The sequence below is a fragment of the Mycobacterium sp. NGS17 genome (genome assembly GCF_059813205.1).
Window position 1 is genome coordinate 1 of the sequence record NZ_JCALED010000008.1, and the last position, 17375, is coordinate 17375.

16 protein-coding genes and 2 tRNA genes are annotated in these 17375 nt (G+C 66.1%); 4 read left to right on the forward strand and 14 right to left on the reverse strand.

Going from position 1 to position 17375, the window contains the following annotated elements:
• Positions 1–188: 188 nt before the first annotated feature.
• Positions 189–977 (forward strand): phthiotriol/phenolphthiotriol dimycocerosates methyltransferase, encoded by a 789-nt coding sequence (locus AC5Y7E_RS17775; protein WP_499915366.1) that lies wholly within the window; start codon positions 189–191, stop codon positions 975–977.
• Positions 978–1151: 174 nt separating this feature from the next.
• Here the strand turns inward: AC5Y7E_RS17775 and AC5Y7E_RS17780 are convergent, their stop codons facing one another.
• From AC5Y7E_RS17780 to clpX, 6 genes are all read right to left on the reverse strand, one after another.
• Entirely contained in the window at positions 1152–1697 is a 546-nt protein-coding gene (locus AC5Y7E_RS17780; protein WP_499915364.1) for a transglycosylase family protein, read from the reverse strand.
• Between the two features lie 994 nt (positions 1698–2691).
• Entirely contained in the window at positions 2692–3306 is a 615-nt protein-coding gene (mobA, locus tag AC5Y7E_RS17785; RefSeq protein WP_499950092.1) for a molybdenum cofactor guanylyltransferase, read from the reverse strand.
• Between the two features lies 1 nt (position 3307).
• Positions 3308–4432 carry a 2-oxoacid:ferredoxin oxidoreductase subunit beta gene (locus tag AC5Y7E_RS17790; protein WP_499915360.1) on the reverse strand — a complete coding sequence of 375 codons (1125 nt, stop codon included), beginning with the start codon at positions 4430–4432 and terminating at the stop codon, positions 3308–3310.
• 81 nt (positions 4433–4513) lie between these two features.
• A complete protein-coding gene (locus AC5Y7E_RS17795) occupies positions 4514–6466 on the reverse strand; it encodes a 2-oxoacid:acceptor oxidoreductase subunit alpha (RefSeq protein WP_499950301.1) in 1953 nt (650 codons plus the stop codon).
• Positions 6467–6711: 245 nt separating this feature from the next.
• Positions 6712–7995 carry an MFS transporter gene (locus AC5Y7E_RS17800; RefSeq protein ID WP_499950303.1) on the reverse strand — a complete coding sequence of 428 codons (1284 nt, stop codon included), beginning with the start codon at positions 7993–7995 and terminating at the stop codon, positions 6712–6714.
• A gap of 7 nt (positions 7996–8002) precedes the next feature.
• Entirely contained in the window at positions 8003–9283 is a 1281-nt protein-coding gene (gene clpX / locus AC5Y7E_RS17805) for an ATP-dependent Clp protease ATP-binding subunit ClpX (RefSeq protein ID WP_064953001.1), read from the reverse strand.
• 323 nt (positions 9284–9606) lie between these two features.
• Between clpX and mmuM the strand changes: the two genes are divergently transcribed.
• Positions 9607–10530 carry a homocysteine S-methyltransferase gene (gene mmuM, locus AC5Y7E_RS17810; protein ID WP_499950094.1) on the forward strand — a complete coding sequence of 308 codons (924 nt, stop codon included), beginning with the start codon at positions 9607–9609 and terminating at the stop codon, positions 10528–10530.
• Between the two features lie 19 nt (positions 10531–10549).
• Here the strand turns inward: mmuM and clpP2 are convergent, their stop codons facing one another.
• The 4 genes from clpP2 to AC5Y7E_RS17830 form a co-directional block, all read right to left on the reverse strand.
• Complete coding sequence (gene clpP2, locus AC5Y7E_RS17815) at positions 10550–11185, reverse strand: ATP-dependent CLP protease proteolytic subunit ClpP2 (protein ID WP_066860217.1); 636 nt, start codon at positions 11183–11185, stop codon at positions 10550–10552.
• Complete coding sequence (locus AC5Y7E_RS17820) at positions 11182–11817, reverse strand: ATP-dependent Clp protease proteolytic subunit (protein WP_499915355.1); 636 nt, start codon at positions 11815–11817, stop codon at positions 11182–11184. Before AC5Y7E_RS17820 ends, clpP2 begins: the two co-directional genes overlap by 4 nt.
• Positions 11818–11897: 80 nt before the next feature.
• The gene (gene tig / locus AC5Y7E_RS17825; RefSeq protein WP_499950095.1) at positions 11898–13292 is read right to left on the reverse strand and encodes a trigger factor; all 1395 of its coding nucleotides are present in this window, start codon (positions 13290–13292) and stop codon (positions 11898–11900) included.
• A 78-nt stretch (positions 13293–13370) separates the two neighbouring features.
• Positions 13371–13447 (reverse strand) — tRNA-Pro (locus tag AC5Y7E_RS17830).
• Between the two features lie 149 nt (positions 13448–13596).
• Here AC5Y7E_RS17830 and AC5Y7E_RS17835 point away from each other — a divergent pair.
• Together AC5Y7E_RS17835 and AC5Y7E_RS17840 are read left to right on the forward strand one after the other, a co-directional pair.
• Positions 13597–13667: transfer RNA gene (locus AC5Y7E_RS17835), tRNA-Gly, on the forward strand.
• Positions 13668–13699: 32 nt separating this feature from the next.
• Positions 13700–14890, forward strand: coding sequence for a serine hydrolase domain-containing protein (locus AC5Y7E_RS17840; RefSeq protein WP_499950096.1), 1191 nt, complete (start codon positions 13700–13702; stop codon positions 14888–14890).
• Here AC5Y7E_RS17840 and AC5Y7E_RS17845 read toward each other — a convergent pair.
• The 4 genes from AC5Y7E_RS17845 to AC5Y7E_RS17860 form a co-directional block, all read right to left on the reverse strand.
• On the reverse strand, positions 14887–15051 hold the full coding sequence (locus AC5Y7E_RS17845; protein ID WP_499915350.1) for a hypothetical protein: 165 nt from the start codon (positions 15049–15051) through the stop codon (positions 14887–14889). The two genes, AC5Y7E_RS17840 and AC5Y7E_RS17845, sit on opposite strands and share 4 nt — an antisense overlap.
• Before the next feature lie 239 nt (positions 15052–15290).
• Positions 15291–16097 (reverse strand): Fpg/Nei family DNA glycosylase, encoded by an 807-nt coding sequence (locus AC5Y7E_RS17850; protein WP_499950098.1) that lies wholly within the window; start codon positions 16095–16097, stop codon positions 15291–15293.
• Positions 16098–16115: 18 nt separating this feature from the next.
• Entirely contained in the window at positions 16116–16595 is a 480-nt protein-coding gene (locus AC5Y7E_RS17855; RefSeq protein WP_499950099.1) for a ribose-5-phosphate isomerase, read from the reverse strand.
• A 69-nt stretch (positions 16596–16664) separates the two neighbouring features.
• The gene (locus AC5Y7E_RS17860) at positions 16665–17288 is read right to left on the reverse strand and encodes a mycothiol-dependent nitroreductase Rv2466c family protein (protein ID WP_499915344.1); all 624 of its coding nucleotides are present in this window, start codon (positions 17286–17288) and stop codon (positions 16665–16667) included.
• Between the last annotated feature and the right edge of the window lie 87 nt (positions 17289–17375).

Here is a 17375-nt window from a genome sequence, read left to right on the forward strand (position 1 = left end):
CTAGAGATATGCCGGCGATTATGAAGAGCTCGTCGACGGCGTCAACTGATGTCCTGCTGTGAACTCCCTGCCGATCCCTCCGCGCCGAACTGTCTTCCAGGGGATTGGGTACCCCTGAATACTTCGGGGGTCTAGCCAGCGGTCGGGTTGCTGCGCTCCTACTTCACTCGACACGAACATGGGGGGCGATGGTGGCTTTGATGCAGCGGGTGGGCTCGTTGTGGTGGAAGGGCTTCTACCCGTATTTCACGCGGCGCGCTGACGACGACATGCTGTTCTTCAACTGGGCGTACGAGGAAGAGCCGCCGATGGGCATTCCGCTTTCGGACGAGGATGAAAAGCACCGGTACCCGATTCAGCTTTACCACGCGACGGCTGCGCAAGGTGAACTGTCCGGTAAGCGGGTGCTCGAGGTCGGCTGCGGGCACGGTGGCGGGGCGTCGTATTTGGCGCGTACCTTCGGGCCGGCGTCATATCAGGGCCTGGATCGCAACCGCACGGGAATCCGGTTCTGTCGCCGCCGCCATCACGGTGTGCCCCGGCTGAGTTTCACGCCAGGCGACGCGGAAGCGTTGCCCTTCGCTGAAGGGTCCTTCGATGTGGTGATGAACGTGGAATCGTCGCACTGCTACCCGCACTTCGACCGCTTCCTGAGTGAGGTATCACGGGTGCTGGCGCCAAAGGGGTCGCTTCTGTATACGGATTTTCGCAAGCGTGCGGAATGTGGCGACTGGGAGGCGGACCTAGCCGCTGCGCCCGGCTTGCAGATCGCGTCATGGCGTGACATCAGTGATGATGTCGCTCGCGGCATGGGCTTGAACAGCCGCTACCTGTCTGCGGTGTCGGAGAACCTCTCACCAATCCCGTTCTTGCGGTCCCGGATGCGCAAGGGCGCCCCGGCGGAGGGGTCCTGGCACCAGACAGGGCTGCGTGACGGGGATGCCAGCTACCGGCTATACCACCTGGTCCGAAGCTGACCTACGCCTGAAGATCGCACACGACGCGAAACGCGGTGAACCACCGAGAATCGCTTTGGGACCGTCTATGGCTGTTTTGACGATCAAGCGCCCTCGAGAAGCCAAGAAGTGCCGGGCACAAGGCCCGGCACTTCTTAGATGTATGACAGCGAAGCCGTCGATTGTGGCTGCGGCTCAGCCGCGGCGCCCGCAGACCGGCCAAGCGCCGATGCCCTGCGAGTGCAGCACGTTCTCGGCGACCCGGATCTGCTCCTCGCGGCTCGCGCCGGCCGGGGAGCCCGACCCACCGTTGGCGCGCCAGGTGCTCGGGGTGAACTGCAGGCCACCGGAGAAGCCGTTACCGGTGCTGATCCCCCAGTTGCCACCTGACTCGCACTGCGCGATGGCATCCCAGTTCACGCTGTACGCCCGGTGGACGGGAGGCGGCGGGACGTCCGGGCCAGGCGCCGGAGCGTCGGGAGCCGGCGGCGGCGGAGCGTCCGGAGCCGGGGGCGGCGGAGCGTCGGGAGCCGGCGGCAGCGGAGCGTCCGGAGCCGGCGGCAGCGGAGCGTCCGGGGCCGGCGGAGCGTCCGGAGCCGGAGCGTCCGGAGCGGGGCCGACGACCGGCGCGTTCGGGTCGAAGCCCGCCGGCACCTCGTCCGCGTGAGCGGTGGCCGACGGGATGGTCACGAGCGTGCCCGTGACCGCGGCAAGAATGAGCGTCTTTCGGACGTTCTTCAAGAATCTTCCTTTCGCGGTGCGCGCGCCAAAGCAAGCCCACGGATGTGGGCTGAAGCTGTCTGGTTATTGCCTGCTTTGAAACGTGCCGTCTGGGTCAGGCACGGCAGCGGCGGGCCAAGTATGCTCAGCGGGTATTACCCACCGACCACGGTCGGGCTCTCGCCGTCCGTGGCGCCGCTCGCACGCGGGTCCGTGGATTCAATTATTTGATTACTCTTCCGTAACCCGTTGTGGGCTAACAGGGACCGTAGAGAACCTCGACGCGTTAGTCATCTTGAGAAATCGGGTATCTCGTTTCGGTAACGGGTCGATCACGCCGCGGCAGCGGCTCCATTTACCCAGGTTATTGCGGCGTTTTCGGGATCGAAGCTCGATCGGATCAGCCAAACGAATGGTGAGCCGAATCACCTGTGTTTTGTGAGCTGGCGCACGTTTATTTCCGGTGCAGCGAGCCGATTCTCCAGGCCTTCAACGGATCCGAATCCCCGCTGCGGGCCGGCGTAGAGTACCGCAACTTCTGCGCACTTCAGACGCCGAAACCATGAAAAAGGGAACGGTATCGACTTTCCCTGCCCAGCAGCATAATTCGACGCCGAATCATGAGTCGCCCCCGGTTCGGTTCTGCCGAACCAAGCACATCAGTTTGTATCCGCTTGCTAGACAATATTTTTCATTCACACAGCAAGGGATGCAAAAGGGCTGCAATGCCTTTCGTCGATAAGGCGGGGGTTTCTTCGACAAAGTCCGACCGCAGCCCGCCCCGCAAATCGATACGCGCTCTGGTGATCGCTTCAAATCACCACCGCCGCAACCGATCACGCTAGTGGCCGCCGCGCTGCAGGATCGCTCGGCACCGCCTGCATAACGGAATTGCGCAATGACTATCGCGGAAATTATCGAGGTGAAAAGTGCCGGTGTTTTCGGCGCGATATCAGCGGCGCCGAACAGCGGCAAAGTGAATGTCCGCCAGGCCGATCGACCCGGCGCTACACCTTCAGCCCCGCGACTGCGCGAGGGCGAGCAGGTCGCTCTCCGTATTGACGTTCGCCAGGAAGCGCGATTCCGGCAGCACGATCTGCTGCGCGTCCGAGGCGTCGATCAAGGCGCGCATCGAGCGGGCGCCGCCGGCGACCAGGCCCTCGATCCGCTTGGCCAAATCGGTGCGGTACACCGCGGCCAGGTAGTGGCTGCGGCCGTCCCACGGCAGCACAATCTCGGCGTTGGTCTCGGTGGCCAGCCGCACCAGGTCGTCGATCAATTCCGCAGACAGAAGCGGCATGTCGACCGCGCAGACGAAGGCGTACCTGGCGCCCGCCTCCGCGGCAGCCCGCAGCCCTCGTCCGGTCGCCGGAAGCGGCCCTTGGCCGCGCACCTCGTCGCGGATGACTTTCGCCTGCACGGTCGGCAACGGTTGCCCCGGTGCGGCCACCACGAAAACGGGCTCACAGCGCTGTGCGAGCACCCCGGCGACATACTCGAGGAGCGTGGGGGCACCCCCAGGGCCGGGCAGGGTGGCCTTGTCGCGGCCCATGCGCCGCGATTCACCGCCGGCCAGGACTATTCCCGCTAGCGACACGGCCTGATCCGTGTCGAGTATCTGCTCGCCCACGTCAGTCGACGGTCCAGGTGTCGCGCCCGCGCAACAGCGACTGCAGCGCGGCGGAATCGAACGGCTTCGCGGACTGGGCCGCCTGGACCTGCGAGCGCGCCGCGTCGTCATAGGTGGGCCGGCTGATGTTGCGGAAGATGCCCAGCACCGTGTGTTCGAGGTTCTGGTCCGACAACCGCGACAGGGCAAAGGCGTAGGCCGAGTTGTCGCTGTGCGCGTCGTGCACCACGATCTCGTCGACCGACACGTCCGCCGTCTTGGCCACCTCCAGACCGAAGCCCGACTTCACGACGCAGTATTCGCCATTGGCGCCGAACACAATTGGCTCACCGTGGCGGACGTTGATGACCCGCTCCTCGGCGCCTTCCTTGCGCAGTGCGTCGAACGAGCCGTCGTTGAAGATCGGGCAGTCCTGCAGGATCTCGACCACGGCGGCACCCCGGTGCCCGGCGGCGGCGCGCAGCACCTCGGTCAGTCCGTTGCGGTCGGAGTCAAGCGCGCGGCCGACGAAGGTCGCCTCGGCGCCCAGGGCCAACGACACCGGGTTGAACGGGTGGTCCAGCGATCCCATCGGGGTCGACTTGGTGATCTTGCCGACCTCCGATGTCGGCGAGTATTGCCCCTTGGTCAGGCCGTAGATCCGGTTGTTGAACAGCAGGATCGTGATGTTGACATTGCGGCGCAGCGCGTGGATCAGGTGGTTACCCCCGATCGACAAGGCGTCGCCGTCACCGGTGACCACCCACACCGACAGGTCCTCGCGGGCCAGCGCCAGACCGGTGGCGATGGCCGGCGCGCGGCCGTGAATCGAGTGAAAGCCGTAGGTTTCGAGGTAATACGGGAATCGGCTCGAGCAGCCGATGCCGCTGATGAACACGATGTTCTCGCGCCGCAGCCCGAGGTCGGGCAGGAAGTTGCGGATGGTGTTGAGGATGACGTAGTCCCCGCAGCCCGGGCACCAACGGACCTCTTGGTCGCTGGTGAAGTCCTTGGACTTCTGCGGCTGGTCCTCAGCAGCCAACGTGGGGACCCCGTCGTTCTTTGTCAGCTTCGCGGTCACACCGAGGTCTTTGCCCGCCAGGTTGCCGATCACGTCAGTCACGAGCGTCGTTCCTCTCCCCCGCACGCGGGTGGGGGTCCCTCCCGCTGGGGGCGTGCCCCCACATCGCGTTTCGCTCTATGTTGTTGCCCGCCAAGACCATTGAGCTCATGCGCTGGCTCCAACCGTTGCTGCCGCCATTCTGGCGACCATCGTCTTGTCGTTCTCGACTTCAGCCAGCGTCCCACCCAGCGCGGCGCGGATGACGCGGCCGATCTCGTCGGCCAGGAACGCGACGCCCTGCACCTTGCTGACCGACAGCACGTCGACCAGGTACTTGCCCCGCAGCAGGAACGCGAGTTGACCCAGATTCATTTCCGGCGCGACCACCTGCGGGTAGCGCCGCAGCACCTCGCCCAGGTTGGCCGGGAAAGGGTTGAGGTAACGCAAGTGGGCGTGCGCCACCTTGATGCCCTTGCGCCGGGCGCGCCGGCAGGCTTCGCCGATCGGGCCATAGGAGCTGCCCCAGCCGATCAACAGCAGCTCGGCGTCGCCGGTCGGGTCGTCGACCTCCAGATCGGGGACCGAGATTCCGTCGATCTTGGCCTGGCGCAACCGCACCATGAGGTCGTGGTTGACCGGCTCGTAGGAGATGTTGCCCGAGCCGTTCGCCGCTTCCAGGCCGCCGATCCGGTGCTCGAGCCCCGGGGTGCCGGGCACGGCGAACTGCCGGGCCAGCGTCTCCGGGTCCCGTGCGTAGGGCTGGAACGGCTCGTCCGGCTTGGCGAAGGTGTGCGTGATGCCCGGCAGCGTGCTGACGTCCGGAATGCGCCACGGCTCCGACCCATTGGCGATCGCGCCATCGGACAGCACGATCACCGGGGTGTGGTAGGACACCGCGATGCGCGCCGCCTCGAGTGCGGTCTCGAAGCAGTCCGAGGGTGAGCGCGGGGCCAGCACCGCGACGGGTGATTCGCCATTGCGGCCGAACAGCGCCTGCAACAGGTCGGCCTGTTCGGTCTTGGTGGGCAGCCCGGTCGAAGGCCCGCCGCGCTGCACGTCGACGACGAGCAACGGCAGCTCGGTCATCACGGCCAGCCCGAGCGCTTCGGACTTCAGCGAGATGCCCGGGCCGGAGGTGGTGGTCACGCCCAGCGCACCGCCGTACGAGGCGCCGATCGCCGCGCAGATACCGCCGATCTCGTCCTCGGCCTGGAACGTGATCACGTTGAAGTTCTTGTGCTTGGACAGCTCGTGCAGGATGTCCGACGCGGGCGTGATCGGGTAGCTGCCGAGCATGACCGGAATGTCCGCCAGCTGGCCGGCCGCCACGATGCCGTACGCCAGCGCGGTGTTGCCCGAGATTTGACGGTATTCGCCCGACGGCAGGGTCGCCCGGGAGACCTCGTAAGTGGTGCCGAAGGCCTCGGTGGTTTCGCCGTAGTTCCAGCCCGCCTTCAGCGCCAGCACGTTGGTCTCGGCGACCTCGGGCTTGCGGGCGAACTTCTCCCGGATGAACTTCTCGCTGGTCTCGATCGGCCGCCCGTACATCCACGACAACAGGCCCAGCGCGAACATGTTCTTGGCGCGCTGGCCGTCCTTCTTGGTGGCGCCGATCGTCTCGACGGCCCCGAGCGTCAGCGTGGTCATCGCGACGGAATGCACCACGTAGTCCGACAACTCGTCCGTCTCGAGCGGGTTGGTGACGTAGCCCACCTTGGTCAAGTTGCGCTTGGTGAACTCGTCGGAGTTCGCGATCACCATGCCACCGCGGGGCAGGTCACCGATGTTGGCCTTGAGCGCAGCGGGATTCATCGCGACGAGGACGTCGGGCCGGTCGCCGGCGGTCAGGATGTCGTAATCGGCGATCTGAATCTGGAAGGACGAGACGCCGGGCAGGGTGCCTGCGGGGGCGCGAATCTCGGCGGGATAGTTGGGCTGGGTCGCCAGGTCGTTGCCGAAAAGCGCTGCCTCGGATGTGAACCGGTCTCCGGTGAGCTGCATGCCGTCGCCGGAGTCCCCGGCGAAGCGAATGACGACCTGTTCGAGGCGCTGACGGGCAGATCCGTTGGGGGAAGCCCCATGTGAGTCTGATGCGGCTCCGCTGCCGTTCGGATCCACGTCTTTGCCCTCCACTTTGCTCACCGGACAGACACTCCGCCGACGTTCCAGGTTACGCGCCTTCGAAGCGGCCTCGGCCCGCTAGCGCTTCATGTCACTGCCGGTATCAATTATGGCATTTCCTTGAGGGTTGTATGGCGGTCCCTTATGCATGTCACGGCGCCGTTTTGTCGGCAAAACCCGAAGTCAGGCGGAGCTACTGACGAGTACGAAACCAAACTGTGTTGTTGGTCACGTATTGCGCGTTAGCTACTGTCGCCCATACCGTGGCCGCCTCCGGCCGCCGCGGTTCCGGCGCCGGATTTTGCCTCCGCCGTTTCCGGCATCGCGATCAGATACAACACGAATCCGGCCGCGGCGAGGGCGCCCAGGAAGGCGAACGCGGCATTGTAGCCGGCCGCGACCACGATCGAGCCCGCGACCAGGTTCGATATCGCTGCGCCGGTGCCGGTCGCGGCCGTTATCGCCCCCAAGCTGACGTTGAATCGACCGCTTCCGTGCGTCACGTCCTGCACCACCAGGGGAAACAGAGCGCCGAACACGCCGGCCCCGACGCCGTCGAGCAGTTGCACACTCACCAACCAGTAGGAGTTGTCCGAGCACGTGTAAAGGAATCCACGGGCGGCCAGAACCGCGAATCCGGCCAGAAAGATCGGTTTACGCCCCCACGAATCGGCCTTGGCGCCCGCCAGGTACGCCACCGGCACCATGACGACCTGCGCGGCCACGATGCAGCCGGCCATCAGGGCAGTTCCGACGTCTTTGTTGTGCAGCGCCAGGCGCTGACCGACCAGCGGCAGCATGGCCGCGTTGGCGAAGTGGAACGCGATGACCGTCACGGCGAAGATCATCAGCCGCCGATTGCCCAGCAGCGTGGTGAGCCGGGAAGGGGTTCGGCGCGGTTCCCCGGGGAGATGGTCCATGCCCCGGGCCACGTCGTGGTCGATCGCGTCACCCGGAATCCACAGTGTCGCAACAACACTGGCGCTCGCCATGGCGGCCAGCACCCAGAAGACGACGACCGGTCCGGACACATAGGCCAGGACGCCGGTAATCGCTGCGGCGCAGGCGTTTCCGGCGTGGTTGAACGACTCGTTGCGTCCGATCCGCCGGGAGAATCGACGGGAGCCGACCAGCCCCAGGGTGATGGCGGCCAATGCGGGAGCGAAAACGGATCCGGCGATTCCGGTGAGCGCCTGCAGTACCGAGATCGAATAGAACCCGGGGAACAAGGGCATCGCCAACGACGCCGCGGTGATCGTCAGCGCGCCGACGATGATCAGCGCCCGCTTTGCCGTGCTCCTATCCACCAAGGCGCCGGCCGGGCCCTGCGCGACTATCGCCCCGATGCCGCCGACGGCCATCACGAAGCCGATCGATTGCTGATCCCAATGATGGGTCAGCAGCAAATAGATGGACAGGTACGGGCCCAGGCCGTCACGGACGTCGGCCAGCAGGAAATTCAGCAGGTCCAGGCCGTGCGCAAGACGCCGAGGAACGGCGTCGCTCGGGTCGCCGGTGCGCTCCAGGATCTAGTTAGGCGCTCTTGTCCCGACGTTCTGAACGGGACGGCTTTCGCGGAACGATCGTCGGCAACACGTTGTCCTGGACGGTCTCCTTGGTCACCACGACCTTGGCGACGTCGTCGCGGCTGGGGATGTCATACATCACCGGCAGCAGGACCTCTTCCATGATCGCCCGCAGCCCGCGGGCCCCGGTGCCGCGGTGGATCGCCTGGTCGGCGATAGCTTCCAGGGCGTCGTCGGTGAACTCGAGCTCCACATTGTCCATCTCGAAGAGCCGCGTGTACTGCTTGACCAGCGCGTTCTTCGGCTCCGACAGGATCTTGACCAACGACTCGCGGTCCAGGTTGGTGACCGATGCGACCACCGGCAGCCGTCCGATGAACTCGGGGATCAGGCCGAATTTGATCAGGTCTTCGGGCATCACCTCGGCGAAGTGATCGGTGGTGTCGATCTCGGCCTTGGAGCGCACCTCGGCGCCGAAGCCCAGGCCGCGCTTGCCGACGCGTTCGTAGATGATCTTCTCCAGACCGGCGAACGCACCGGCGACGATGAACAGCACGTTGGTGGTGTCGATCTGGATGAACTCCTGGTGCGGGTGCTTGCGACCACCCTGCGGGGGAACCGAGGCCTGGGTGCCTTCCAGGATCTTGAGCAGCGCCTGCTGGACGCCTTCGCCGGACACGTCGCGGGTGATCGACGGGTTCTCGCTCTTGCGGGCGATCTTGTCGACCTCGTCGATGTAGATGATGCCGGTCTCGGCGCGCTTGACGTCATAGTCCGCGGCCTGGATCAGCTTGAGCAAGATGTTCTCGACGTCCTCACCGACGTAACCGGCTTCGGTCAGTGCGGTGGCGTCGGCGATGGCGAACGGGACGTTGAGCATCTTGGCGAGCGTCTGGGCCAGGTAGGTCTTGCCGCAACCGGTCGGCCCGAGCATCAAGATGTTGGACTTGGTCAGCTCCACGGGCTCGTGCCGGGAGTCCCGGCCCTTTTCACCGGCCTGGATCCGCTTGTAGTGGTTGTAGACCGCCACGGCCAGCGTCCGCTTGGCGGTGTCCTGCCCGATGACGTATCCCTCGAGGAACTCCCGGATCTCGATCGGCTTGGGGAGTTCATCGAGCTTCACGTCGTCGGCGTCGGCGAGCTCCTCTTCGATGATCTCGTTGCAGAGATCGATGCATTCGTCGCAGATGTACACGCCGGGGCCAGCAATGAGCTTCTTGACCTGCTTCTGGCTCTTCCCGCAGAACGAGCACTTCAGCAGGTCACCGCCGTCTCCGATGCGCGCCATGGTGCTTAAGGGCCTACTTCCTGTTCGCCGTTGGTTTGCCGGTGCCCGGATGTGTTATCGACGCTACCCGTTTGATCGGGCCCGACGCGACCATAAGGGCCGAATCGCGTCGGTGGTATTCATGCATGTCCGTATGGATGAAACATATAGCCAGACGGTGCCCGTAACTCGCGAAAGGCGCGCTTGGCGTGTCTTTGGCGTGTCGCGGTCGTAACGCGGCCGAGGCCGACCGGCTACGACCTTGCTTCCGGAGGTGCCAACCCAACGCCAATGTTCACGCGAGGCCTGGCCGGCCCCCCAAGAAATCACCCTACAGTGGCGACGTGGGTTTGGCTGTGGGCTTCGAATGGCCCAGCGGATCCGTGCTGCTTGACGGCGGCTTGGCCACCGAGCTCGAAGCGCGCGGCCATGACCTTTCTGACCCGCTGTGGTCGGCGAGACTGCTCGCCGACGCCCCGCAGGACATCGCCGCGGTGCACGCCGCCTACTTTCGCGCCGGGGCCACGATCGCGACGACGGCCAGCTACCAGGCGTCGTTCGAAGGTTTCGCCGCTCGTGGATTGGATCGCCGAGAGACCGTCGGACTGTTGCGCCGCAGCGTCGAGCTCGCCAAGGCGGCGCGGGACGAAGCCGGCGTCGGCGGCCTGCTCGTCGCCGCCTCGATCGGACCGTATGGCGCGGCGCTGGCCGACGGATCGGAATACCGCGGACGCTACGGCCTGTCGGTAGCCGCCTTGAAGCGCTGGCACCGGCCACGGTTGGAGATCCTGGCCGACGCGGGCGCGGACGTGCTCGCGTGCGAAACCGTGCCCGACGCCGACGAAGCGCAGGCCCTCGTCGAGCTGGTGCGTTCGATCGGGAAGCCGGCGTGGCTGAGCTACACCGTCGACGGCGACCGCACCCGCGCCGGGCAGCCGCTGGCCGACGCGTTCGCGGTGGCGGCCGGCGTCGACGAGATCGTCGCGATCGGCGTGAACTGCTGTGCGCCCGACGACGTGTCGCCGGCCATTGCGACCGCCGCAGCCGTCGGGAAGCCCGTCATCGTCTACCCGAACAGCGGCGAGCGCTGGGACGCGTTGCGACGCAGCTGGATCGGTCCGTCGCGGTTCAGCGCCGACCTGGCCGCGCAATGGATCGCGGCGGGGGCGCGAATCGTCGGCGGATGCTGCCGGGTCGGGCCCGGCGATGTCGCGGCGGTTCGCCGAGCGTGCACTCAGGGCGAGAAATCGGGCGAAAATTCGCCGTGAGTGCACATTCGGCGAACAGTTACGCCGTTTGCGCCGAAAGCTTTCGGTACTCCAGCACGGTGTCGATGATCCCGTAATCCTTGGCCTCTTCGGCGGTCAGGATCTTGTCGCGGTCGGTGTCCTTGCGGACTGTCGCGGCGTCCTTGCCGGTGTGGCGGGCCAGCGTGGTTTCCATCAGCGTGCGCATCCGCTCGATCTCGGCGGCCTGGATCTCCAGATCGGAGAACTGCCCCTGGATCACGCCCTGCAGCGATGGCTGGTGAATGAGCACCCGGGCGTTGGGCAGTGCCATGCGCTTGCCGGGCGTCCCGGCGGCCAGCAACACCGCCGCCGCCGAGGCGGCCTGCCCGAGGCAGACCGTCTGGATGTCGGCGCGCACGTACTGCATGGTGTCGTAAATCGCCATCAGCGAGGTGAATCCGCCTCCGGGCGAGTTGATGTACATGGTGATGTCGCGGTCGGGGTCCAGCGACTCGAGCACCAACAGCTGCGCCATGATGTCGTTCGCCGAGGCGTCGTCGACCTGGACACCGAGGAAGATGATGCGTTCCTCGAACAGCTTGTTGTAGGGATTGGATTCCTTGATCCCGAAGCTGGAGTGCTCGATGAACGACGGCAGGATGTAGCGCGCCTGGGGCTGAGTTTCGGGGTTCATCGGGCTTCTCCATTGGTGATGTGGGCGGCGCGGGTGATGATGTGGTCGACGAAGCCGTATTCGAGGGCTTCCTGCGCGGTGAACCAGCGGTCGCGGTCGGAGTCGGCCTCGATGCGCTCGATCGACTGCCCGGTGAATTCGGCGTTGAGCCGGAACATCTCCTTTTTGATGACGTGGAACTGCTCGGCCTGGATGGCGATGTCGGCGGCGCTACCGGTCACCCCGCCGAGCGGCTGGTGCATCAGGATGCGGGCGTGCGGCAACGCGTAACGCTTGCCCTTGGTGCCGGCGGCCAACAAGAACTCGCCCATCGAGGCGGCCATGCCCATCGCGTAGGTGGCGATGTCACACGGCGCCAGCACCATGGTGTCGTAGATCGCCATTCCGGCGCTGATCGATCCACCCGGGGAGTTGATGTAGAGGTTGATGTCCTTGTCGCTGTCCTCGGCGGCGAGCAGCAAAATCTGCGCGCACAACCGGTTGGCGACCTCGTCGTTCACCTCTGAACCCAGGAAGATGATGCGCTCGGACAGCAAGCGCTCATAGACCGAGTCCGTGAGGTTGAGACCCTGCGAGTTTGAACGCATGTCAGTCACGACTGAGTTACCTGCTTTCTCGAGATCCGTATTCACGACACTAGCCAACCGGGCCCACTGTTTCGCGGCCACGCACCCCCGAAAGGGCCACGTTCGCTCACAGCTTCACGGCGCGGTCACTCCGCGGCGTCGTCCTCTTCGGGGTCGTCGGCCTCAGCCTCACCCGTCGCCTCGGCCTCGTCGGCCTCCGGGCGGCCGCCGAAGAATTCACTGGTGTCGATGGCGTTTCCCGCGGTATCGGTGACGGTCGCCGCCCGGATCACCTCGGCGATCGCCAACGTCCGGCGCACATCGGCGAACATGGCCGGCAGCTGGTTGTTCTCCTGGAGATAGCCCAGCAGCTGCTGGGGCTCGATGCCGTATTGCCGCGACGTAGCCACCAGCCGCTCGGTCAGGTCATCCTGGCCGACCTGGACCTGTAGCTCGTCGGCCAGGGCGTCCAGCAGCAGCTGGCGTTTGACTTCCGTCTCGGCGGCGGTGCGCGTCTCGCTCTCGAACTCTTCGCGCGACTTGCCCTGCTGGGCCAGCACCTCTTCCAGCTTGGACTCGTCGTGGTCAAGGCTGTGCAATGCGTTGTGCAGGGCGCTATCGACCTGGGCCTTGACGATCGCCTCCGGCAGCGGGACCTCGACCTGCTCGAGCAGTGTGTCGAGGGCGGCCTCGCGAATGTTCTCGGCCTGCTGAGCACGCTTGGTGCGGCCGACCTGCTCGCGCAGGTTGGACTTCAACTCCTCGATGGTGTCGAACTCGCTGGCCAGCTGAGCGAACTCGTCGTCGGGCTCGGGCAGCTCACGTTCCTTGATCGACTTGACCGTGACGGTCACCTGGGCGTCCTTGCCGGCGTGCTCGCCGGTCGCCAGCTGCGCGGTGAACTCCTTGGGTTCGTCGACCGACAAACCGATCAGGGCCTCGTCCAGGCCCGCGATGAGGCGACCCGAGCCCACCTCGTGCGACAGGCCTTGCGCGGCGGCGCCCGGGATCTCTTCGCCGTCGATGGTGGCCGACAGGTCGATCGAGACGAAGTCACCGTCGGCGACGGGCCGGTCAACACCGGTCAGGGTGCCGAATCGGGCACGCAGAGACTGCAGTTCGGCATCCACGTCGTCGTCGCTGACCTCGATCGGGTCCACCGAAACCTTGAGCTCGCCGGGGTCCGGCAGGGTGAGCTTGGGACGCACGTCGACCTCGGCGGTGAAGGCCAGCTCCTCGCCGTACTCCTTTTTGGTGACCTCGATCTCGGGCTGGCCCAGCGGGTGCACCTCCGATTCGGCGACGGCCTGCCCGTACCGCGCCGGCAGCGCCTCGCTGACGACCTGATCGAGCATCGCCTCGCGACCAAACCTCGCCTCCAGCAACTTCGCCGGCGCCTTGCCCGGCCGGAAGCCGGGCAGTCGCACCTGCCGGGCCAGCTCCTTGTAGGCGCGCTGGAAGTCGGGTTCGAGTTCCGAGAAAGGGACCTCCACGTTGATGCGCACCCGGGTGGGGCTCAACTGCTCGACGGTGCTCTTCACGGGTGTGCTCCTCAATGCTCGTTCGTTGCTCGTCATTGGCGCCGGTGGGTCCCGCTCAGGGCACCGGGCCGGTCGTGCTGGTCGGGGTGACAGGATTTGAACCTGCGGCCTTCCGCTCCCAAAGCGGATGCGCTACCAAGCTGCGCTACACCCCGCGCTGACCTCGATGATCCTAAGGCCCCTGAAACACCGGGTTGGCCACGGGCTTCGCGGCGACGTCGCAGACCTCACGAAGCGATCACAAAACCGAGTCGATTAGATTTGATCTTTGTCGCCAGCTACAGTCACGCTCGACTGAACACATGCGGGCGTAGCTCAATGGTAGAGCCCTAGTCTTCCAAACTAGCTACGCGGGTTCGATTCCCGTCGCCCGCTCGGGCTAACTATCTGCTCGATAGAAAGGCGCCATGAGCGACCTGTTGACCGACGCGTCGATCCATGGCTCATGCGCCTCGGATTACGTCGGAGTTCGCGACGCGTTCGAGCGCAATTTCACGCAAGGCGATGAAGTCGGCGCGGCCGTGGCCGTGTGGGTCGACGGGACTCTGGTCGTCGATCTGTGGGGCGGCTGGGCCGACGCCGCCCGTACCCGGCCGTGGCAGCAGAACACCCTGACCACCGTGTTGTCCGGCACGAAGGGCCTGTCGTCCACCTGCGTGCACCAGCTCGCCGACCGCGGGGAGCTGGACCTGCAGGCTCCGGTCGCGCACTACTGGCCCGAGTTCGCCCAGGCGGGCAAACAGGACATCACGCTGGCGATGGTGATGAGCCACCGATCCGGCGTCATCGGCCCCCGCACCCGCCTGCGGTGGGAAGAGGTCGCCGACTGGGACTACGTCTGCGAACAACTGGCCGCCGCCGAGCCGTGGTGGAAGCCGGACACCGCGCAGGGCTACCACATGACCACCTTCGGTTTCATCATGGGCGAGGTGTTCCGCCGAGTCACGGGCCGGACCATCGGCCAGTACCTGCGCACCGAGATCGCCGAACCGTTAGGTGCCGACGTCCATATCGGGTTGCCGTTGAGCGAGCAACACCGCTGCGCCGAGCGGGTCAACAAGCCGCACGCCCGCGATCTGCTGGCCGACGCGAAGGCACCCGAATACCCGACCAGCCTGGCTGAGCACCCCAAGGCGGGGCTATCCATCGCGATGGGATTCGCCCCCGATGACGAACTCGGCTCGCACGATCTGAATCTGTGGCGCGAACTCGAGTTCCCTGGAACCAACGGACAGGTTTCGGCGCTGGGATTGGCGACGTTCTACAACGCGCTCGCTCAGGAGAAGGTGCTCAGCCGCCAGCACATGGATCTGGTGCGGGTGTGCCGAGGTGGGCAGGACACCGATTTGGTGCTCGGGCCGCGGGTGGCCGACCACGGCTGGGGGCTGGGCTACATGCTCAACCAGCGGTGCGTCAACGGCCCTAACCCCCGGATCTTCGGCCATGGCGGACTGGGCGGCTCGTTCGGGTTCGTCGACCTGGAGCACCGCATCGGCTACGCGTATGTGGCCAACCACTTCGACCCGACCAAGGCCAACGCTGACCCCCGCAGTCTGGTCCTGTCCAACGAGGTCTACTCAGTGCTCGGAGTCGTCTAGCGCTCGACAGCGCTAGTGGCCGCCGCCGCCTCCACCGCCGCCGTGCCCGCCACCGCCGCCGGGTCCACCGCCGCCGGGTCCACCGCCGCCGGGTCCACCGCCGCCGGGTCCGGGACCGAGGTCTCCGCCGTTCCCCCATCCGGGACCGGGCCCCGGGACATTGCAATAGGGCCCGTTTCCCGGGTTCCAGGTCTCGCCGGGATTGCACGGGTAGTTCGGGAAGGACGTCACTTGTGCCTGAGCACCGCTCGCGGCACCCAGTCCGACCAGCCCCAGACCTGCCGAAAGCGTGGCCGTGGCCGCAACGGCACGTATCGATTTCTTCATCTAGGAGCCGTACCCGGCCGGTGGCGCACGAAACGGAATCGTGTGGAGCCTCGATGCCCGGCCGTCGACGCTGTTATGTCTGGCAGGTGGGGCACCAGAAGACGTTGCGGCCCTCCAGCACCGTCGTGCGGATGGGATCGCCCGACACCCGGCAAGGTTCGCCAGTACGCCGATAGACGTAGGTGCGGGGCCGGTCGGGCCGATACGACGGCGCGCCGTGGTCGTGTTCGGGCCGCACCACGATGATCTTGCCCCGGCGCAATCCGACCTTCATCAGCGCGACCAGGTCGGTCCAGGCCGCGTCGAATTCGTCCTCGCGGACGTCGCGGCCGGGCCGGAACGGGTCGATCCGGTGGCGGAACAGCAACTCGCTGCGATAGACATTGCCGACGCCGGCCATCACCGTCTGGTCCATCAGCAGCGCGCCAATGGGCCTGCGGGACTTGGCAATCCGCTGCCACGCCCACGACGGATCGGCGTCGGCGCGCAGCGGGTCGGGGCCCAGCCGGGCCAGCACGTCGCTGACCTGGCCTTCGTCGATGACTTCGCACACCGTCGGGCCGCGCAGGTCGGTGCCGTGATCGGCGCCGATCATGCGCATCCGCACCTGCCCGACCGCCTCGGGGAACAACCCGTCACCGGGCCGTTCCCATTCGGTGAAGGCACCGTACAGCCCGAGATGCACGTGCACGATGGGGCCGCCGGCGTAGTGGTGGAACAGGTGTTTGCCCCACGCGCTGGTGCGCCGCAGTACGCGCCCGTCCACCACGGCAGCCGCATCCGCGAAGCGGCCCTGGGGGCTGGACACTGCGACGGGGGCGCCGGCGTAACGGCGTTGGTGTAGCCGGGCCAGCCGGTGCAGGGTATGCCCTTCGGGCACGCGCAGACCTTTCGGGCGTCAACCTGCCGCGCCGGGCACCGGCGGGGCTTGATGGGTGCGTTCGTATTCGGCGAGGATGTCGATACGCCGTTGGTGGCGTTCGGCTTTCGACCACGGCGTGGTCAAGAAGGCATCGACGATGGCCAGCGCCTCGGCCACGGTGTGCATGCGGCCGCCGATCCCGATCAGTTGGGCGTTGTTGTGTTCGCGGGCCAGGGTCGCCGTCTCGACGCTCCAGGCCAGCGCGCAGCGGGCGCCGGGGACCTTGTTCGCGGCGATCTGCTCGCCGTTGCCCGACCCGCCCAGCACGATGCCCAGGCTGTCCGGATCGGCCACGGTGCGTGTCGCGGCGGCGATACAGAAGGCCGGGTAGTCGTCTTCGGCGTCGTAACTGAAGGCGCCGCAATCGATCGGCTCGTGCCCGGATTTTTTGAGGTGGTCGGTGATCTGCTGCTTGAGCTCGAATCCGGCGTGGTCAGAGCCGAGGTAGACGCGCATGCCCGCAATCCTTACACAGCCCGCCTCCGGGCCGGTGGCGGCGATCGCGCGGGATCGCCGCCCGACCGGTCAGTCGAACTCGGGCTTCTCGGTGCGGGTGCGCTTGAGCTCGAAGAAGTGCGGGTAGGACGCGAAGGTGACCGAGGCGTCCCACAGCTTGCCCGCTTCCTCCCCGCGCGGAATCTTGGAGAGCACCGGCCCGAAGAACGCCACATCGTTGACGTGAATGGTCGGGGTGCCGACGTCGTCGCCCACCGGATCCATGCCGGCGTGGTGGCTCTTGCGCAGCGCCTCGTCGTACTCGTCGCTGTTCGCGGCCTCCGCCAACTCGGCCGGCAGGCCCGCGTCGGCCAGCGCCAGCTTGATCACGTCATCGAGCTCTTTGTTGCCCTCGTTGTGGATCCGGGTTCCCATCGCGGTGTACAGCGGCCGCAAAACCTCGGGCCCGTGGGCCTGCTCAGCGGCGATCGCCACCCGCACCGGGCCGAAGGCCTTCGCCAGCCGTTCGCGGTATTCGTCGGGCAGACCCTCACGGTTCTCGTTGAGCACCGCCAGGCTCATCACGTGAAAGTTGACGTCGATGTCGCGAACCTTCTCCACCTCGAGGATCCAGCGCGAGGTGATCCACGCCCACGGACACAGCGGATCGAACCAGAAATCGGCTTTGTTCTTCGCGGCGGCGCTCTCAGGCATGGCGATCCTTTCGTGAAGTTGAAAGTCTGATCTGCACAACCGTAGGCGTCTACGTCCTGTTCCCGATTTGCCCGACCCGTAAGTTGG